This is a genomic window from Burkholderia sp. Bp9016, assembly GCF_003857765.1.
Lineage (GTDB): Bacteria > Pseudomonadota > Gammaproteobacteria > Burkholderiales > Burkholderiaceae > Burkholderia.
The window spans coordinates 34,064-51,244 of record NZ_QTPY01000020.1; the positions used below are offsets into that span (position 1 = coordinate 34,064).

At 65.6% G+C, this 17,181-nt stretch carries 14 protein-coding genes; 3 read left to right on the forward strand and 11 right to left on the reverse strand.

Going from position 1 to position 17,181, the window contains the following annotated elements; translation table 11 throughout:
* Positions 1 to 24: 24 nt before the first annotated feature.
* Together DIE13_RS23315 and DIE13_RS23320 are read left to right on the forward strand one after the other, a co-directional pair.
* The gene (locus tag DIE13_RS23315; RefSeq protein WP_124829480.1) at positions 25 to 1,161 is read left to right on the forward strand and encodes a DUF2827 family protein; all 1,137 of its coding nucleotides are present in this window, start codon (positions 25 to 27) and stop codon (positions 1,159 to 1,161) included.
* Positions 1,162 to 1,187: 26 nt separating this feature from the next.
* Positions 1,188 to 3,161 (forward strand): FkbM family methyltransferase, encoded by a 1,974-nt coding sequence (locus tag DIE13_RS23320; RefSeq protein WP_124829481.1) that lies wholly within the window; start codon positions 1,188 to 1,190, stop codon positions 3,159 to 3,161.
* Positions 3,162 to 3,229: 68 nt separating this feature from the next.
* Here DIE13_RS23320 and DIE13_RS23325 read toward each other — a convergent pair whose 3' ends face one another.
* The 11 genes from DIE13_RS23325 to DIE13_RS23375 all read right to left on the reverse strand — a co-directional run bounded on the left by DIE13_RS23325 (position 3,230) and on the right by DIE13_RS23375 (position 16,254).
* A complete protein-coding gene (locus DIE13_RS23325) occupies positions 3,230 to 3,646 on the reverse strand; it encodes a hypothetical protein (protein WP_124829482.1) in 417 nt (138 codons plus the stop codon).
* Positions 3,647 to 3,695: 49 nt separating this feature from the next.
* The gene (locus tag DIE13_RS23330; protein ID WP_124829483.1) at positions 3,696 to 4,499 is read right to left on the reverse strand and encodes an EAL domain-containing protein; all 804 of its coding nucleotides are present in this window, start codon (positions 4,497 to 4,499) and stop codon (positions 3,696 to 3,698) included.
* Positions 4,500 to 5,287: 788 nt separating this feature from the next.
* Positions 5,288 to 6,430: a DUF2827 domain-containing protein gene (locus tag DIE13_RS23335; protein WP_124829484.1), complete on the reverse strand. Its 1,143-nt coding sequence runs from the start codon at positions 6,428 to 6,430 to the stop codon at positions 5,288 to 5,290.
* Positions 6,431 to 6,743: 313 nt separating this feature from the next.
* Positions 6,744 to 8,858 carry a phosphocholine-specific phospholipase C gene (locus tag DIE13_RS23340; protein WP_124829485.1) on the reverse strand — a complete coding sequence of 705 codons (2,115 nt, stop codon included), beginning with the start codon at positions 8,856 to 8,858 and terminating at the stop codon, positions 6,744 to 6,746.
* A 42-nt stretch (positions 8,859 to 8,900) separates the two neighbouring features.
* The gene (locus DIE13_RS23345; protein WP_096507707.1) at positions 8,901 to 9,104 is read right to left on the reverse strand and encodes a hypothetical protein; all 204 of its coding nucleotides are present in this window, start codon (positions 9,102 to 9,104) and stop codon (positions 8,901 to 8,903) included.
* 179 nt (positions 9,105 to 9,283) lie between these two features.
* A complete protein-coding gene (locus DIE13_RS23350; RefSeq protein WP_124829486.1) occupies positions 9,284 to 9,622 on the reverse strand; it encodes a DUF1493 family protein in 339 nt (112 codons plus the stop codon).
* Positions 9,622 to 10,080, reverse strand: a complete 459-nt coding sequence (locus DIE13_RS23355; protein WP_124829556.1) for an STM2901 family protein — start codon at positions 10,078 to 10,080, stop codon at positions 9,622 to 9,624. The genes DIE13_RS23350 and DIE13_RS23355 overlap by 1 nt, the downstream gene beginning before the upstream one ends.
* A gap of 511 nt (positions 10,081 to 10,591) precedes the next feature.
* Complete coding sequence (locus DIE13_RS23360) at positions 10,592 to 12,592, reverse strand: acetyl/propionyl/methylcrotonyl-CoA carboxylase subunit alpha (RefSeq protein WP_124829487.1); 2,001 nt, start codon at positions 12,590 to 12,592, stop codon at positions 10,592 to 10,594.
* A gap of 36 nt (positions 12,593 to 12,628) precedes the next feature.
* Entirely contained in the window at positions 12,629 to 13,414 is a 786-nt protein-coding gene (locus DIE13_RS23365; RefSeq protein WP_124829488.1) for an enoyl-CoA hydratase/isomerase family protein, read from the reverse strand.
* Positions 13,415 to 13,433: 19 nt separating this feature from the next.
* On the reverse strand, positions 13,434 to 15,041 hold the full coding sequence (locus DIE13_RS23370; RefSeq protein WP_124829489.1) for a carboxyl transferase domain-containing protein: 1,608 nt from the start codon (positions 15,039 to 15,041) through the stop codon (positions 13,434 to 13,436).
* 31 nt (positions 15,042 to 15,072) lie between these two features.
* Positions 15,073 to 16,254, reverse strand: coding sequence for an isovaleryl-CoA dehydrogenase (locus DIE13_RS23375; protein WP_124829490.1), 1,182 nt, complete (start codon positions 16,252 to 16,254; stop codon positions 15,073 to 15,075).
* Between the two features lie 171 nt (positions 16,255 to 16,425).
* On the opposite strand from DIE13_RS23375, the gene DIE13_RS23380 reads away from it, so the two are divergent.
* Positions 16,426 to 17,172, forward strand: coding sequence for a TetR/AcrR family transcriptional regulator (locus DIE13_RS23380; protein ID WP_124829491.1), 747 nt, complete (start codon positions 16,426 to 16,428; stop codon positions 17,170 to 17,172).
* Positions 17,173 to 17,181 lie beyond the last annotated feature (9 nt).

Below are 17,181 nucleotides of genomic sequence, written 5' to 3' on the forward strand. Positions count from 1 at the left end.
CGCATCGCCCGCCCGGAGCCGCCGATGAAAATCAATGTCGCGATTACGATGAACGTGCAGCGCGACGCGACGCAGTCGATCTGGTACAACGGCGCGAACCAGCACTGCGTGTACCTGTACATGCTGCTGAAAAGCTCGCCGCTGATCGGCGAAGTCTGGCTCGCGCACGACGACGGCATCGCCGAATACCCGCAGGCGCTGATGATGGACGCGTTCGGCAATGCGCTGCGCCCGCTGTCCGCGATCATCCACCAGACCGACCTGCTGATCGAGATGAACGCGTTCATCGACCCGTCGCACGCGGATGCCGTGCGTGCGCGCGGCGGCAAGTGCGTGTCGTACCGCTTCGGCAACGACTACGTGATCGCGGTCGAAACGATCAACTTCGAGAAGAACAACTGGCGGCCGAACCCGCACCGCGTGCAGTTCGACGAAATCTGGACCAACCCGCAGCACATGCACACGTGCGCGGCCTATTTCCAGGCCGTCTATCGCGCGCCGGTGATCGAGCTGCCGCACATCTGGTCGCCGTACTTCATCGAACGCAGCCTCGACGCCGATCCCGACCTGAAGGCGCGCTTCGGCTACCGCAACCACGGCCCGGCCAAGCGCATCGCGTTCTTCGAACCGAACCTGAACGTCGTGAAGAGCGCGATCGTGCCGATGCTCGCCGCGAACGCGTGCTACGTCGAACACCCGGAACTCGTCGAGCACGTGTACATGACCAACACGTTCGACAAGAAGGAAAACGTCGCCTTCAAGCATCTCGCGCTGGGGCTCGAGATGGTGCGCGACGGCAAGGCAACAGCCGACGTGCGCGCGCCGTTCATCGCCTGGGCCGCGCACCACACCGACATCGTCGTGTCGCACCACTGGGAAAACGGGCTGAACTACCTGCTGTACGACGCGCTGTACGGCAACTATCCGCTCGTGCACAACTCGCCGTTCCTGCGCGACGTCGGCTATTACTACCCGGACTTCGAGATCTTCGATGCGGCGCGCGCGATCGCGACCGCCGCGCAAACGCACGACGCGCGGCTCGACGAATACGCGGCAGCGGCCCGCCGCTGCCTGCACCAGGTCGACACGCTCGCCGAACACAACGTGCGCGCGTATTCCGAACAGATCCAGCGCCTCTTCGCCGGGCGCGCGCCCGGCTGACCGTTCTCGCACGCGTTCCCACGCCCATGAATCAGACCGTCCGCAATTTCGTCGTGATCGATTCGATCCACGGCCCGTTCGTCATCAACCGGCACTGCGCGCTTCAGGCCGAAGCGCTGATCAAGACCGGCCGACCGCATATCCAGGGCGAACTCGACACGATCCTGCTGGTGATCGACCAGTTGCCCGACGACGCGATCGTGGTAGACGGCGGCGCTAACGCGGGGCTCGTATGCGTGCCGATCGCCCAGCGGCTGCGCGCACGCGGCGGCCGCGTGTATGCGTTCGAGCCGCAGCGCACACTGTTCCATGCGCTCGGAGGCACCGTCGCGCTCAACGAGCTCGACAACCTCCATCTGCTGAACATGGGGCTCGCGAGCGCCAACGGCACGATGAAGGTGCCCGACATCGATTACGGGGCGGATGCCGACTTCGGTTCGGTGTCGCTCGTCGATAACCAGGCGACGGGCGGCACGCCGACGCCCGTCGTCAGGCTCGACTCGCTCGGCCTGCCGAGGCTCGACTTCCTGAAACTCGACATCGAAGGGATGGAAATCGACGCGCTGCGCGGCGCGCGCCAGTTGATCGAAACGCATCTGCCGTGGTGCTGGGTCGAGTACTGGAAAGTCGGCGAAGCGCGCATCATCGATACATTCGCCGGCCTCGACTACACATTCTATCGGATCGACGCGCTGAACCTGCTGTGCGTGCCGAACCCGCGCTGGGACCGGCAGCGGCTGTTCATCTCGGGCGAGCCGCTCGCCGTCGCGCCGACTCGCGAGCGCGATGCGACGCACGCGGCAGCGACCGACGTCGACACCGACGCGCCCGAAACGAACTGGAATCGCGCACTCGACCACGAGTCCCGCTGCGAATGGGGGCACGCGATCGCGCGCTGGCAACGCGCGCGCGGCCGCGGACTCGACGACGACGCGATCGCACTCCAGCTCGCGTCGTGCTACGGCTTCTCCGGCGAGCCGGATGCCGGGCTCGCGGCGCTCGAACGCTTCGGCGATCCGGCCGCGCTGCCCGACGCGCAGCGCGGGCACGTCGAGCTTGCGCGCTCGGCACTGCTGCTGCGCGCCGGCCGGCGCGCCGAGGCCGGGCGCGCGACCATCGCCAGCGAGAACGTGCTGACAGCCGCGCAATTCGGACTGCCCACGGAGCGCCTCTACGAGGGCCAGTCGCTGCACGGCAAACGGCTGCTCGTGATCAGCTACGGCGGCGCCGGCGACCAGTTCCAGTACGCGCGCTACCTGCATGCGCTGGAAGCGCTCGGCTGCGCGGCGGTGACCGTCGTCGTGCCCGATGCGCTGACGAGCCTGATGCGTCACACGTTCCCGCGCATCGAATTCGTCGGCGCCCACGGCGCGTGGGTCGACACCTCGCAGATCGCTTACGATTACTGGTGCTCGTTCCTGGTGCTGGCCGCGCAGTTCGGCTACGCGCCGACGCCGGACGGCGCACCGGCCGTGTATCTGTCGTGTCCGCCCGCGCAGGCGGCTGCGTGGCGCGAACGCGTCGCGCGCGACGGCAGCGCGCCCGGCACGCGCCGCATCGGCCTGAACTGGCGCGGTCAAAACGAAAGCGACACGCGCTTCCGGCGCGCGGCCAGCCTGCGCGACCTCGCGCCGTTGGCGCGGCTGCACGGCCATGCCGCGTACTGCCTCAACCGTGACGTGTCCGCGCAATCCGAGTCGCCGGATCTGCCGGTCACGTTCCCGCATCATACGATCGGCGACTTCAGCGATCTGGCGGCGCTGATGCTCGCGATGGACGTCGTGGTCACCACCTGCACCGCGCACATCCACCTGGCCGGTGCGCTGGGCGTGCCGGCCGTGCTGCTGCTCAGCCCGAAAGCCGATGCGCGCTGGGAAACCGGCTCGCGCACGGCGCTCTACCCGGGCATCCGGATCGTGCGCGCCGCGCACGCGGGGCGATGGGACGATGCGGTCGACCGCACGTTGGCGCTCGTGCTCGGCGGTTTCGGAAAAGATTGATAACCGGCCTGCCGGACGTGGCAAGCCGGTTGTCGACGTGAGTCGAGCGTCAAGCGAGCAGCAGCGCGCTAGGCCGGCACCTTGTCGCCGCGCTGCGCGGCGAACGCAAGGCCATGCCGGCGGCCGACTCGCGCAAGCGCCGCGAAACAGCGGTTCGCCTGGCGGCTGACGCGGCCGGCGTGGCGCGCCATGCTGCCGGACACGCCGCGCGCGATCGCCGAGTCGTCGCCGCACGCGCCCGCGATCACGCCGCCGTAATAGTGCCGCGCCGCGAGTTCGCGGCTCTCGGCGTCGAGCGGCTTCATCCGCTGAATACGGTGGGCAACGACGTTCAGGCCATCGATAAACGGCGCGACGTCGAGCGGCGCATCGGCCGCGTCCGCACCGAGTTGCCGCAGCATGCCGGCAAGCTCGGCGATCGCGACGAGCGCGCGCCCGTCGGCCGCCTGCGTGCCCGTCCCAAGCCCGGCCTTCATGTGCGACATGTTCGCCCCTTCGCGATCCAGGATTGCCCGATACCTACGCGCCGCGACGTCATGCGGCAGCCGGCGAGCGCCACGAAAACCGGATGCCCTGCGCCCACGCGACGCCGGAATCCAGGATGATCTGCCGGTCGACCTCGTTCTCCACGCCTTCGACGACGACGTGCCGTGCGCTTTCGTGCGCAAACGCGATCAGCCGGCGAAACTGATAGCGCCCGATCGCGTTGCGCTTGATCAGCGAGAGCACCGACCGGTCGAGCTTCACGATATCGGGATTGCCGATCACCAGACTGTTGAGCGCGCTGAAACCGACGCCGAAGTCGTCGATGGCAACGCGGCATCCGGCCTGCCGGAACCGATTCACGAACGCGCGGCCCGCGACGGGGTTCAGCGGCCCCGTCTCGGTGATTTCGACGACCAGCCGTGCCGCGGCCGACGGCTCGCGCTCGAGCCGCCTGATGATGGCCATCCACGCGTCGTCGACAACCGCGCTCGGCGCCGCAATATTGCAGCCGTACACGGCTTTCGGATCGGCGCGCAACTCGTCGATCGTCCGGTTGACCACGAGCCGGTCGAACCAGCGCATCAATCCAAGCGATTCGAGACGTGGCAGAAATGCGAGCGGCGGCAGCGTGTCGCGCCCTCCCCACCGCAATCGCGCGAGGCATTCGTGATACAGCACGCCGCCCGACAGATCGGCCCGGCATACCGGCTCGCGCGCGAATCCGAGCCGGCTTTCGACGAAACTGCGTACCGACGCGAGGTCGGGGTGATCGTCAGCGGCACCGAATACGAGATCGATCTCGTCCCGATACGCTTCCCTGTTCGCCTCAAGGCGAGGTTCGACCGTACTCATCCGGCGCTCCGGCAAATGTCGGGCCGCCGATGACGGCCCGCGCTCAAGATACATGTGGAGCAAGCCGACAACGACATGCTCCACCGCCTACCCGGCCCATCCTCTTATTTCGATCTTTTCCGGGAGCGTACTTTTCATTTCGGCGCGCCGTCAAATCCGATATTGTCAACGATATTCAAACAGGGAAAATACACCACAGCGACACCCTGCCGACAGTGCGACAGGTTACACAAAACTGTCGGGGAAATTTCAGTCGATTCAGTTTATTAACCGGCGCCAGACGCCTTCAGCGGATTATTTATTCTCGACACGAGTTTCAAAGATCGGATGTTTGTCATTTGATGTGACGAATAGCCGTCGATGAAGCCGCCCCGTCAATCAGCGTCGATCCCGCCCGGCATGGCCTTCCGGCCGCATCGCCGATCGCGATTCGGTCACCGCGGAATTCAATTTCGCCGTTTCAAACGATATTACGAAGATCCAAAGCGGAATCGATCTTAATTCCGTCGACAATAGCGATCCGAATTATATGACAGCTCGCCTCTGTAAGATATTTAACAATCTTTTCGACTTGTTAACCTATAAAATTATTTTCGACGGACTTCCCTCGGAGCCGTCAAATTCGTGCCTTCAAAAACCGTCGAATCTCCCCGGTTCGACGGTTTCTTTTTTAACGGCATCGTTTCTTCAGACTTTAACCCCGGAACACTCCGAATGACGGCACGCGCAGCCGCGGCAAGTCGCGCAGATCGCGAACGAATGCGGACCCCGGCTCGCCTCCGGCGAGGCTATGCGGCCGTCGCGCCGGTCAGGTTGGCGAGCAGCGCATCGTATTCGGCGACCAGCGCCGGGTTCGCCGACGTATAGCGGGCGAGGATGTCGCGCTGGCGCCGCGTATAGCCTTCCCAGTCATCGTCGTGCGTGTGCAGCGCATGCAGCAGCGCATCGGCGCCCTTCTGCACGTCGTTGTCGGGATAGTAGTAGCCGAGCTCGGGCGCGAGACTCGCGTTGTGCACGAGCGGATAGCCCTGCCAGCACACGTCGAAATAGAAGTAGTTCAGCGGGTTCGACCATTGATGCGACACGACGATGTCGGTCAGGTCGGCCAGGAACAGCGGCGTGTCGAAGCGCCCGACGAAACTCGCCTTGCCCGCGCGCACGATGTCCAGGTAGTTCATCAGCATCACGAACTCGGGGCTGTCGTGCGCGAGGCGATCGGCGTTGGTCACGTGCGTGAAGCAGATCGAATCGGGGTCGCGGCGATACGCTTCGTCGATGATCAGCATCGGATACACGCAGAACTTCACGACGTTGTGGTTCGGCTCCATCACCGTGAGCCGCTTGCCCGGCTCGCTGCGCGGCCGGTATTCGCCGTGCTCGGGAAGCGACTGCGCCCGCGCGCTCAGGAACATCGGATCCCACACGAACGGCACGACGCGCCCGGGGCAGCGGCGCAGCGACTGCAGGAACGGCAGCGACGATGGCGCGATCTGCGGAATCGCCCACACCTCGTCGTAGCCGCGGTTGATGAACAGCGAATCCCACAGCCGGCGGCCGAACAGCATCGACTCCATCGCGTTGATGTACTCGACACCGCAGCAATAGCTGACGATCTTCGCGCCGCGCGCCTTCAGGTAAGCCGTCTGCTCGCCGTCGATCTGCCCGCCGAGTTCGATCACGACGTCGAGCGCGTCCTTCATGTCGGCGAACGCGCGCGTGTCGTACACGCTGCGATCCCAAGGCAGTGCATCGGTGAGCGGCACGTCGGTCGTGTTGACCAGCGTCACGCGGTAGCGGTGCGGCGACGCCATCAGCAGCTTCGCGAGAAACAGCGCGTTCTGCTTGATGCCGTTGATCCACAGGCTTTCGTCGGGGGTGCGCAGTCCGATGGTGATGCCGATGCGCAGGCCGTTCAGGGCAGGAGACGTCATCGTTGGCGGGATGGGAGGTTGGATGAGGCTGGAATCCACGCAGTGTAGCGTGCGAAGCGCCGCCCGCGTCAAGCGGCGGCACATGCCGGCGGCAGCCCGGCATTCTAGCGGAGCGCCAGTCGCACAGTGTCAGGAATGGTCAGCACCTGGCCGGTTCGCCGCGCGAGCGGCTAATGGGCATGACGAAGGGATGGCGTGCCGATGAGGGCGCACGGTAACGAGTGACGGGTGCCAGCCCGACGCACCGCCGCCCCTCGACATCGCCCGCGCGTGCGCCAGCCGCCATCGGCCGGCCGGCGCACGCCGGTTGCCGTCAGATCGCGGTGATCGTCGGCGCGACGGCGGCTGGGTCGGTGATGCTGGCCTTGCCGGTTTCGACGTGCCCCGCGATGCGGCGTACCCAGCCCGCATTGCCCGCCACCGCGAACTGCAAGTCGTACCAGCGGCTGCTGCACGACAGGTCCCAGTGCGCCTCGACGCGCTGTCCCGCCGGAATCGTCAGCGTGCGCGGCGCCCCGCCGTACGCGACATCGGTCGCCGTGACCGTGAGCGCGCTGGCGCCGGCATTCGCGATCGTCACGTACACGTCGCCGTTGGCGACGTCATAGCACGGCGTGATTTCCGGCTTCGCGCCGGCGTCCGCCGCGGCCGAGCCCGCGAAGCGCCGGAAATAGCCGTTCGGGCCCCACACGCTCACGAGATAGTTGCCGCTTGCGTCGAGTGCCCACGTATCGGTCAGTTGCTTGCCCGCTTCGACCGTATAGCGGCGCGGCATCGCGGCCGGATCGCCCGTATAGACCCAGAAGTGCGCGCCTTGAGTGCCGGTATTCGCAAACGTCAGCGCATAGCCTTGCGCCTGGAGTTGCCCGGTGACGTGCAACTCGTACGGCAGCGCGCGAGCCGGCCGCGTGCCCGACTCCTGCGCCGTCACGACCTGCTGCGCGGTACTGGCCGGCGCCGTCTGCGACGACGCACGCGAACATTGCAGGTCGGCCTGCGCGACATACGACTGCGTGCTCGGCAAGCTCGGCAACGTGGCATCCGGTTTCGAGAAGTCCAGCGCCGACGTCAGGTCGCCGCAGATCGCGCGGCGCCACGGCGAGATGTTCGTCTCCATCACGCCGAAGCGCTGCTCGATGAATTGCAGCACCGACGTGTGATCGAAGACCTGCGAGCAGACGAAGCCGCCCTTCGACCACGGCGACACGACGAACATCGGCACGCGCGGGCCGAGGCCGTACGGCAGGTTGTCGGCCGTATACGTGCCGGTTTGCGTCGACGTCACGTGGTCGTGCCGCTCGAGCGACACGTCCACGGTGCTCATGCCGGAGCCGGGCAACGTCGGCGCCGACGGCGGCACGACGTGATCGAAGAAGCCGTCGTTCTCGTCGTACATGACGAGCAGGACGGTCTTGCTCCACACCTCGGGATTGGACGTCAGCGCATCGAGGATCGTCGACAAATAGTAGGCGCCGTACAACGGCGTGAACTTCGGATGCTCGGAATACGCGGCGGGCGGCAGCAGCCACGACACCTGCGGCAGCGCGTTCGCCTGCACGTCGGCCTTCAGTTGCGTGATCGGTCGCGTGCTCATCCCGCGCGTCTGCAGCGACGAACCGGCCGGCGCGTTCACGAAGTTGTTGAAGCACGCCAGCATGTTCGTGCCGTAGTTGCCGGTGAAATTGTCGAACCCGGTACCCTGCTGGTAGATCTGCCACGAGATACCGGCCTTCTCCAGCCGCTCCGGGTAGGTCGTCCAGCTGAAGGGCGCCAACTGGATCTTGTCGAACTGGTTGTCGATGTAGTCGGTGTTGTCGAGCAGCGGGCCGCCGCCCGTGCCGAGCGGGTCGACCATGCCCGTCATCAGGTACATCCGGTTCGGATGCGTGTTGCCGGGAATCGAGCAGAAATAGTTGTCGCACACGGTGAACGCATCCGCGAGCGCGTAATGGAACGGGATATCGTCGCGGATGTGGTACCCCATCGTCATGTTCGACTTCTGCACCGCCCATTGATCCGCCCGGCCGTTGTCGATCGCGCCGTGCGTCGTCGCCCACGTATGCGGCAGGCCGCCGATGCACTGTGCGTTGACGCCCGGGTCGGTCGTGTCGTAGCGGAACGGCGCGATCACGCTCGCCTGGTCTTCCTGTCGCGGCTGGAACCAGACCGGCTTGCCGTTCGGCAGCGTGACCGGGAAGCGGTCGTTATAGCCGCGCACGCCGCTCAGGTGACCGAGGTAATGGTCGAACGAGCGGTTTTCCTGCATGAACACGACGATGTGCTCGACATCCTGGATCGTGCCCGTCACGGTATTCGGCTCGATCGCAAGCGCCTTGCGGATCGACTCGGGAAGCAGCGCGGTGGCGGCGGTCGCACCGGCGAGGCCAGCGGAGAACTTCAGAAAATCGCGTCGCGAATGGATAGCCATGCTGATTGCTCGTGATTGGATTTCTGGTGGAATTGGCCGGTATCAGGATGCGGGCGAGGAAGCCGGGGCGGTGAAACCCGGCGGGCAGCGCATCTGCGCGGTGGCGACCGTGCCACCGCCGCACGCGGCCTTCTGCTGCGCGACGGGCGCAGGGGTTGCAGTCAGGTCGTCGTTGCAGGCGCTAAGGAGTGCGATCAGCGTGAGCAGGCCGGCGACCGCGAAGGGCCGCAGGGCCGACTTTCGCATAACGGTTCTCCGTGGATGTGATGACGTGACGCGGACGCGAAGCCGCGCCGGTCATATCGACGCCGACATGCTAAGTTTGACGTGTTACACGACAGTGTCGCGCGACAGGGATCGACGTGCATGCGGATGCACGCGCTGGCCAGCAATGAACCGGGCGATGCCTGGCCCTTTTTGAGCGGTTACATCGTCCACCGCCCGGTTTCAATCGCCGCCTCCATCATTTTGACGGTAAGCGGGTGCTCCAGTATTTTGTCCCGGGCGTCAGCACTAAATGGCGACCTGAATACCGTCATCAAGAATCGACCCAATCCCAGTTTCCGGGACGGGTAATAATAGTCAATGTCGAAATCGGCAATATCAACACCAAACGTTTCCGAAAATCTCCGCATCAACCTCAACATGGCTCTGTCGGAAATTTCAAGATCGATGCAGAGATCCGTGTCCGGGGTAATCTCGAGCTCGCCCTGCAATGGCGAATCAGCCTCATCCCGCACCATCTCTATCAGACGACCGTCCATTAAAAGCGATCCTCCTGCTTGACCAAGTCATTGTACGTGACTGTAGAGCGATACATGATGATTGATATATCGATAGCGGTAATGACCCAGCCGACCACCGGTACGGCCCGCCCGACAAAGGCGCCGAGCTCCCTGGTAAATTTGATCTTGAGCAGCAGGAGACTCTTGAATGACGTTACCGTTGGCAGAATTTTGTACTTGAGTTCATAGGGCAGCACCTTTCTCGATACCCTGGATGCGATCGAGGTTCCCTTGACCGCTCCGCCGAACTTCCCTCTGGTCGGCACGAACCTTTGACCCAACAAAATCATCGCGATCCCGACAGCATCATCGATACCCAATTCATCACAGGCCACGTCGATAACAATCAGGCAGAGAAGTTCTGGCGGGGTATGGTCGATGTGAATTCCGTATTTATATTTGTTCGCGAACTCGGTCTTTCTCTCAGCTACGTTCATTCGATCATTGCGCAGGACACTGAGCCGCACATCCCGGCGGTTACGGTAACGCAGCCATGTCGAGCATGGGCAAGAACGCGCAGTTGTAGCTTTGGTCGAGCCTGATTTTCCAGACGTCCCGGAAAGTAGCCGCCATCGCGCTTCCCCTTTCTGCACAAGAGGAAGCGGCCAGTTCATTTCAGCGAAGAAGTCCGGACGGGTCCGGTTTCGATCTTTGAACAACTGTTGCAACGGGCAAACCGGTGCAAGGCGGCGCAACAGCACATGTCGCGCTGCCGCTCACCGGCGAGGATCACTGGACGATTCAAAGATCTTGAAGACGCCACACGCAGATTATTTATTATTGTCTACGCGCAACGAGAACGACAACCACGACACCAGAATGCGGTGTCGTCCCGATGCATGCGCATCAGGCATTCGCATCCGGATGTCGTCGGGCCTTTCCTGCCTTGAAGCACGGCCCTAGTCCCGCGCGTGAGAGCCGGCAACGGCCCTCACGCGTCCGCACCGCTCAGTTCTCCGCCATCACCAGCAACTGTGCACCGTCCGCGACCTGGTCGCCGACGCCGTACAGCACTTCCGCGACGACACCCGCGCCCGGCGCGCCGATCGTGTGCTCCATCTTCATCGCTTCCATCACGATCAGCGGCGTGCCGGTCTCGACCTTCTGCCCCGGCTCGACCAGCACCGCGATGACCTTGCCGGGCATCGGCGCGGTCAGGCGCCCGCCGCCATGCTCGACATCGCCCGCGTGCGCCAGCACGTTGCGCCATTCGAGCGTCTCGGCCACGCCCTGCGTGAACACGTGGAAACTGTCGCCGTCCGCATACACGCGGCCGCTGCTGCGCACACCGTCGAGCGTCACGTCGAAGTCGAGCGGCGTCGCGCCACGCATCCACGCGAACGGCTGCGCGGCCGCGTCGCCGGCGGCAATCCGCGCGCCGCTGCCGTTGTCCTCGTAAGTCACCGTCAGGTCCGCTTCGCGATCGGGCGCATGCCAGTCGAGCGTGCGGCGATAGCCGCCGTTCAGCCGCCAGTCCGGCAGCGAACGCCACGGCGACGCACCTTCCTGCGCGGCCGCGCTCCGTTCGCGTGCGAACAATGCCGCGCAGGCCAGCGCGAGCGTCGCGCGCGGTAGCTGTTGCGGCGCGAACAGCGCATCGTGATTGCGCTCGATCAGGCCCGTGTCGAGATCGGCGATCGCGAACGGCTCGCAAGCAACGATCCGCTGCAGGAACGCGGCATTGGTGTGCAGCCCGACCACTTCGCATGCGCGCAGCGCACGCAGCATCCGGCCGAGCGCCTCCGCACGGTCCGCGCCGTGCACGATCAGCTTCGCGATCATCGGATCGTAGAACGGCGTAATCGCATCGCCTTCGCGCACGCCGCTGTCGACGCGCACCGGCGCGCCGATCGCGAACTCGACGCCGTGCGGCAGCCGCAGGTGCTTCAGCGTACCCGTCGACGGCAGGAAGCCGCGCGCCGGGTTCTCCGCATACAGACGCGCCTCGAGCGCATGACCCTGCACGCGCAGCTCTTCCTGCTTCAGCGGCAGCGGCTCGCCGGACGCGACGCGCAGTTGCCACTCGACGAGATCGAGCCCCGTGACCATCTCGGTGACCGGGTGCTCGACCTGCAGCCGCGTGTTCATCTCCATGAAGTAGAACGCTTCGCCCGTCATGATGAATTCGACGGTGCCCGCACCGACGTAATTCACCGCGCGCGCCGCCGCGACAGCCGCTTCGCCCATCGCCTGGCGCACGTCGTCGTGCAGGCCCGGCGCCGGCGCTTCCTCGAGTACCTTCTGGTGACGGCGCTGCACCGAACAGTCGCGATCGAACAGGTAGACGGTGTTGCCGTGCGTGTCGCCGAACACCTGCACTTCGACGTGACGCGGGCGCGTCAGGTATTTCTCGATCAGCACGCGGTCGTTGCCGAAGCTGCTCGCGGCCTCGCGCTGGCACGACGCGAGCGCCGCCGGAAAGTCCTCGGAGCGCTCGACCACGCGCATCCCCTTGCCGCCGCCGCCCGCGCTTGCTTTCAGCAGCACCGGGTAGCCGATCCCGTCGGCCTCGCGATGCAGGTTGCCCGCATCCTGGTCGTCGCCGTGATAGCCGGGCACGAGCGGCACCGCGGCCGCGTGCATCAGCGCCTTCGCGGCTGCCTTCGAGCCCATCGCCGCGATCGCGTCGACCGGCGGCCCGATGAACACGATGCCGGCCGCTTCGCACGCATGCGCGAAATCCTCGTTCTCCGACAGGAAGCCGTAGCCGGGGTGAATGGCCTGTGCGCCCGTGGCGCGCGCGGCCTCGATGATGCGCTCGATGCGCAGGTAGCTGTCCGCGGCCGCCGAGCCGCCGATGTGCACGGCTTCGTCGCACGCGGCGACATGCTTCGCGTTCGCGTCCGCGTCGGAATAGACGGCGACGCTCGCGATCCCGAGACGTTTGCACGTCGCGGCGACGCGGCAGGCGATTTCGCCGCGGTTGGCGATCAGAATCTTGTCGAACATGGCTTCGGTGTCGTCCGGAAAGTTATTGGCACGCCATCATTCACGCCACGAAGGCGTGCGCTTTTCGAGGAACGATGCGATCCCTTCGCGCGCTTCCGCGCCTGCGCGGGTCCGCGCGATCCAGTCGGCGGTCTGCTCGATCAGCGTCGCGTCGAGCGGGCGGCCGGCCACGTCCGCCACGAGCCGCTTGCACGCCCGCACCGCGTCGGGGCCGTTCGCGACGAGCGCCGCGGCCAGCTTCGCGACCGTTTCGTCGAGCGCCTCGGCCGGAACCGCTTCGTGAATGAAGCCGAGCGACGCGGCGCGCGTGCTGTCGAACACTTCGGCCGTCGTGAAGTAGCGGCGCGCGGCGCGCTCGCCCATCGCGCGCACGACGTACGGCGCGATCGTCGCGGGAATCAGGCCGAGCCGCGCTTCGGACAGGCAGAACTTCGCGCCGTCGACGGCGATCGCGATGTCGGCCGCAGCGACGAGGCCCACGCCGCCCGCATACGCGTCGCCATGCACGCGCGCGATCACCGGCTTGCCGCAGCGGTGGATCGCCTCGAGCATCCGCGCGAGCTTGCGCGCATCGGCACGGTTCTCGTCGTCCGAGTAACCGGCCATCTTCTTCATCCAGTTCAGGTCCGCGCCCGCGCAGAACGCCGGGCCTTCGGCCGCGAGCACGATCGCGCGCACGCCTTCGTGCGCATCGAGCCACTCGAACGCGGTGGTCAGCTCGGCGATCGCCGTCTCGTTGAACGCGTTGCGCACGTCGGGGCGTGCGAGCGTGACGGTCGCCACACGGCCGGCTTCGCTTACCTTGATCGTTTCGTATCGCATCGGTGAGTTCTCCTGGCCGTTACATGCGGAACACGCCGAAGCGCGTATCGTCGATCGGCGCGTTCATCGACGCGGCCAGGCCGAGCCCGAGCACGTCGCGGGTCTGCGCGGGGTCGATCACGCCGTCGTCCCACAGCCGCGCGCTCGCGTAGTACGGATGCCCCTGGCGCTCGTACTGGTCGCGGATCGGCTGCTTGAACGCATCCTCTTCCTCGGCCGACCACGAACCGCCCTTCGCCTCGATGCCGTCGCGACGCACCGTCGCGAGCACCGACGCGGCCTGCTCGCCGCCCATCACCGAGATCCGTGCATTCGGCCACATCCACAGGAAGCGCGGGCCGAACGCGCGGCCGCACATCCCGTAATTGCCGGCGCCGAACGAGCCGCCGATGATCACCGTGAACTTCGGCACCTTCGCGTTCGACACGGCCGTCACCATCTTCGCGCCATGACGCGCGATGCCTTCGTTCTCGTACTTGCGCCCGACCATGAAGCCCGTGATGTTCTGCAGGAAAACGAGCGGAATCTTGCGCTGGCAGCACAACTCGATGAAATGCGCGCCCTTCACGGCCGATTCGGAGAACAGGATGCCGTTGTTCGCGATGATCCCGACCGGGTGGCCCCAGATGTGCGCGAAGCCCGTGACGAGCGTCGTGCCGAAACGCGCCTTGAATTCGTCGAATTCGGAATCGTCGACGATGCGCGCGATCACCTCGCGCACGTCGAACGGCTTGCGCGTATCGACGGGAATCACGCCGTACAGGCTCTTCGCGTCATAGCGCGGCGGCTTCGGTTCGCGCAGCGCCACCGGCGACGCGATCTTCGGCGCCAGGTGATCGACGATGTTGCGGGCGATCGACAACGCATGCGGGTCGTTCTGCGCGAGATGGTCGGCCACGCCCGACAGGCGCGTGTGCACGTCGCCGCCGCCGAGATCCTCGGCGCTCACTTCCTCGCCGGTCGCGGCCTTCACGAGCGGCGGGCCGCCGAGGAAAATCGTGCCCTGGTTCTTCACGATGATCGACTCGTCGCTCATCGCCGGCACATACGCGCCGCCCGCCGTGCACGAACCCATCACGACCGCGATCTGCGCGATGCCGGCCGCCGACATCGTCGCCTGGTTGAAGAAGATGCGGCCGAAGTGGTCGCGGTCGGGGAACACGTCGTCCTGGTTCGGCAGGTTCGCGCCGCCCGAATCGACGAGGTACACGCACGGCAGCCGGTTTTCCGCGGCGATTTCCTGCGCGCGCACGTGCTTCTTCACGGTCATCGGGTAGTACGTGCCGCCTTTGACCGTCGCGTCGTTGCACACGATCATGCATTCGCGGCCCGAGATCCGGCCGATGCCGGTGATCACGCCCGCGCCCGGCGCGTCGTCGTTGTACATGCCGTTCGCCGCGAGCTGCGACAGCTCGAGGAACGGCGAGCCCGGATCGAGCAGTTGCGCGATCCGGTCGCGCGGCAGCAGCTTGCCGCGCGACAGGTGCTTGTCGCGCGCGGCCTGGCCGCCGCCTTGCGCGAGCTGTTCGATCTTCGCGCGCAGGTCGGCGACGACCGCCTCCAGCGCCGCGGCGTTCGCGCGGAATTCTTCCGAGCGCGGATTCAGTTTCGATTCGATGATCGGCATCGACGGGGCTCCGTTCGCGTGACGTGGGGCGTTACATCGTTTCCGCGAACAGCTCGCGGCCGATCAGCATCCGGCGGATCTCGCTCGTGCCGGCGCCGATCTCGTACAGCTTCGCATCGCGCCACAGGCGGCCGACCGGGTATTCGTTGATGTAGCCGTTGCCGCCGAGGATCTGGATCGCCTCACCGGCCATCCACGTCGCCTTCTCTGCCGTGTAGAGGATCACGCCCGCGCAGTCCTTGCGCACCTGGCGAATATGATCGCTGCCCGCGGAGTCGAGATGGCGGCCGACCGCGTACAGGTACGCGCGGCATGCCTGGAACGTGGTGTACATGTCGGCGACCTTGCCCTGGATCAACTGGAATTCGCCGATTGCCTGGCCGAACTGCTTGCGGTCGTGGATATACGGAACCACCGCGTCGAGACACGCGGCCATGATGCCCGTCGGGCCGCCCGACAGCACCGCGCGCTCGTAGTCGAGGCCGCTCATCAACACCTTCACGCCGCCGTTGAGCTGGCCGAGGATGTTCTCTTCCGGCACCTCGACGTCCTGGAACACGAGCTCGCCCGTGTGCGACCCGCGCATGCCGAGCTTGTCGAGCTTCTGCGCGACCGAGAAGCCCTTCATCCCCTTCTCGACGATGAACGCGGTGATGCCGCGCGCGTTCGCTTCGACGTCCGTCTTCGCATAGACGACGAGCGTGTCGCAGTCGGGGCCGTTGGTGATCCACATCTTCGTGCCGTTCAGCACGTAGCGATCGCCGCGCTTGTCCGCGCGCAGCTTCATGCTGACGACGTCGGAGCCGGCGTTCGGCTCGCTCATCGCGAGCGCGCCGATGTGTTCGCCCGACACGAGCTTCGGCAGGTATTTCTGTTTTTGCGCCTCGGTGCCGTTGCGGTGAATCTGGTTCACGCACAGGTTCGAATGCGCGCCGTACGACAGGCCGATCGACGCCGACGCGCGCGAGATCTCCTCCATCGCGACCATGTGGGCGGTGTAGCCCATGTTCGCGCCGCCGTATTCCTCGGACACCGTCATCCCGAGCACGCCCAGATCGCCGAACTTCTTCCACAGATCCATCGGAAACTGGTCGGTGCGGTCGACCTCCGCCGCGCGCGGCGTGATTTCCTTCGCCGCAAACGTCGCGACAGCGTCGCGCAGCATCTCGATGTCTTCACCGAGCATGAATTGCACGCCGGGCAGGTTGATCATGTCTCCTCCGTCTCCAGAAAGTGGGTCGCATGCGCCGATTTCTGAGTTTCGCTCAAATCGGATCAATGCGTCGATTCATTAAGCTAATGCAGCGGAAATTTTGCACAGTTTCGCGCTTCGTCCGGCCTGTAGTCAATAGTTTTCTGAGTGATACTCAGATATCATGGAGACATGACAGCCGCTACCGCCGACACCATGACCGCCACCGCCAAAGCCGACCGCGCCGACTCGTCGCGCGCACCCGCCGGGCGCAAATCCCAGCAGCGCGTGCAGGACATCCTGCGCGCCGGTCGGGAAGTGTTCGCAGAAAAGGGTTACGAGCATGCGACGGCCGCAGAGATCGCGCAGCGCGTCGGTGTATCGGAGGCCACGGTGTTCAGCTACTTCCGCGGCAAGCGCGAGCTGTGCGCACGCGTGATCGCAGACTGGTATGACGAAATCATTGCCGCGTTCGAACACGGCATGCCGCTGGAGGCGTCGGTGCAGCAGCAGTTCGCGTTCGTCGTGCGCACGCACTTGCGGCTGATGCTGGTGAACGGCACGGGGCTGTGCGCGCTGGTGCTGTCGGAAGGCCGTGCGAAGCAGCATGCGCTGAGCGACGAGCTCACCGCGCTGCAGCGCCGCTACACGGCGCCGCTGATGGACGTGCTCGCGCGCGGCCAGGCGGCCGGGCAGGTGCGCCGCGACATGCCGCTGAGTCTGCTGCGCTCGATGGTGTTCGGACCGATCGAGCACGTGCTGTGGGATGCGATCCTCGGGCACCGCAAGCTCGACACGGAAACGACGGCCGCGCAGCTGATCGACATGCTGTGGGCGGCCGTGCAGCCGCCCGCGCCGGAGCAGGCGGCGCTGGTGCGCTTCAGGAATGAAGTCGCGGAAGCGGTGCGGCGTCTGGAAGGGGAAGCGTCACGCCCGTGACGCGGGCGC

Coding starts and splice junctions, on each gene's coding strand:
- DIE13_RS23355 (WP_124829556.1), bottom strand. CDS start 10,080: ATGAACGTAGCTGAGAGAAAGACCGAGTTCGCGAACAAATATAAATAC.
- DIE13_RS23350 (WP_124829486.1), bottom strand. CDS start 9,622: ATGGACGGTCGTCTGATAGAGATGGTGCGGGATGAGGCTGATTCGCCA.
- DIE13_RS23375 (WP_124829490.1), bottom strand. CDS start 16,254: ATGATCAACCTGCCCGGCGTGCAATTCATGCTCGGTGAAGACATCGAG.
- DIE13_RS23320 (WP_124829481.1), top strand. CDS start 1,188: ATGAATCAGACCGTCCGCAATTTCGTCGTGATCGATTCGATCCACGGC.
- DIE13_RS23360 (WP_124829487.1), bottom strand. CDS start 12,592: ATGTTCGACAAGATTCTGATCGCCAACCGCGGCGAAATCGCCTGCCGC.
- DIE13_RS23345 (WP_096507707.1), bottom strand. CDS start 9,104: ATGCGAAAGTCGGCCCTGCGGCCCTTCGCGGTCGCCGGCCTGCTCACG.
- DIE13_RS23370 (WP_124829489.1), bottom strand. CDS start 15,041: ATGCCGATCATCGAATCGAAACTGAATCCGCGCTCGGAAGAATTCCGC.
- DIE13_RS23325 (WP_124829482.1), bottom strand. CDS start 3,646: ATGTCGCACATGAAGGCCGGGCTTGGGACGGGCACGCAGGCGGCCGAC.
- DIE13_RS23340 (WP_124829485.1), bottom strand. CDS start 8,858: ATGGCTATCCATTCGCGACGCGATTTTCTGAAGTTCTCCGCTGGCCTC.
- DIE13_RS23335 (WP_124829484.1), bottom strand. CDS start 6,430: ATGACGTCTCCTGCCCTGAACGGCCTGCGCATCGGCATCACCATCGGA.
- DIE13_RS23315 (WP_124829480.1), top strand. CDS start 25: ATGAAAATCAATGTCGCGATTACGATGAACGTGCAGCGCGACGCGACG.
- DIE13_RS23380 (WP_124829491.1), top strand. CDS start 16,426: ATGACAGCCGCTACCGCCGACACCATGACCGCCACCGCCAAAGCCGAC.
- DIE13_RS23365 (WP_124829488.1), bottom strand. CDS start 13,414: ATGCGATACGAAACGATCAAGGTAAGCGAAGCCGGCCGTGTGGCGACC.
- DIE13_RS23330 (WP_124829483.1), bottom strand. CDS start 4,499: ATGAGTACGGTCGAACCTCGCCTTGAGGCGAACAGGGAAGCGTATCGG.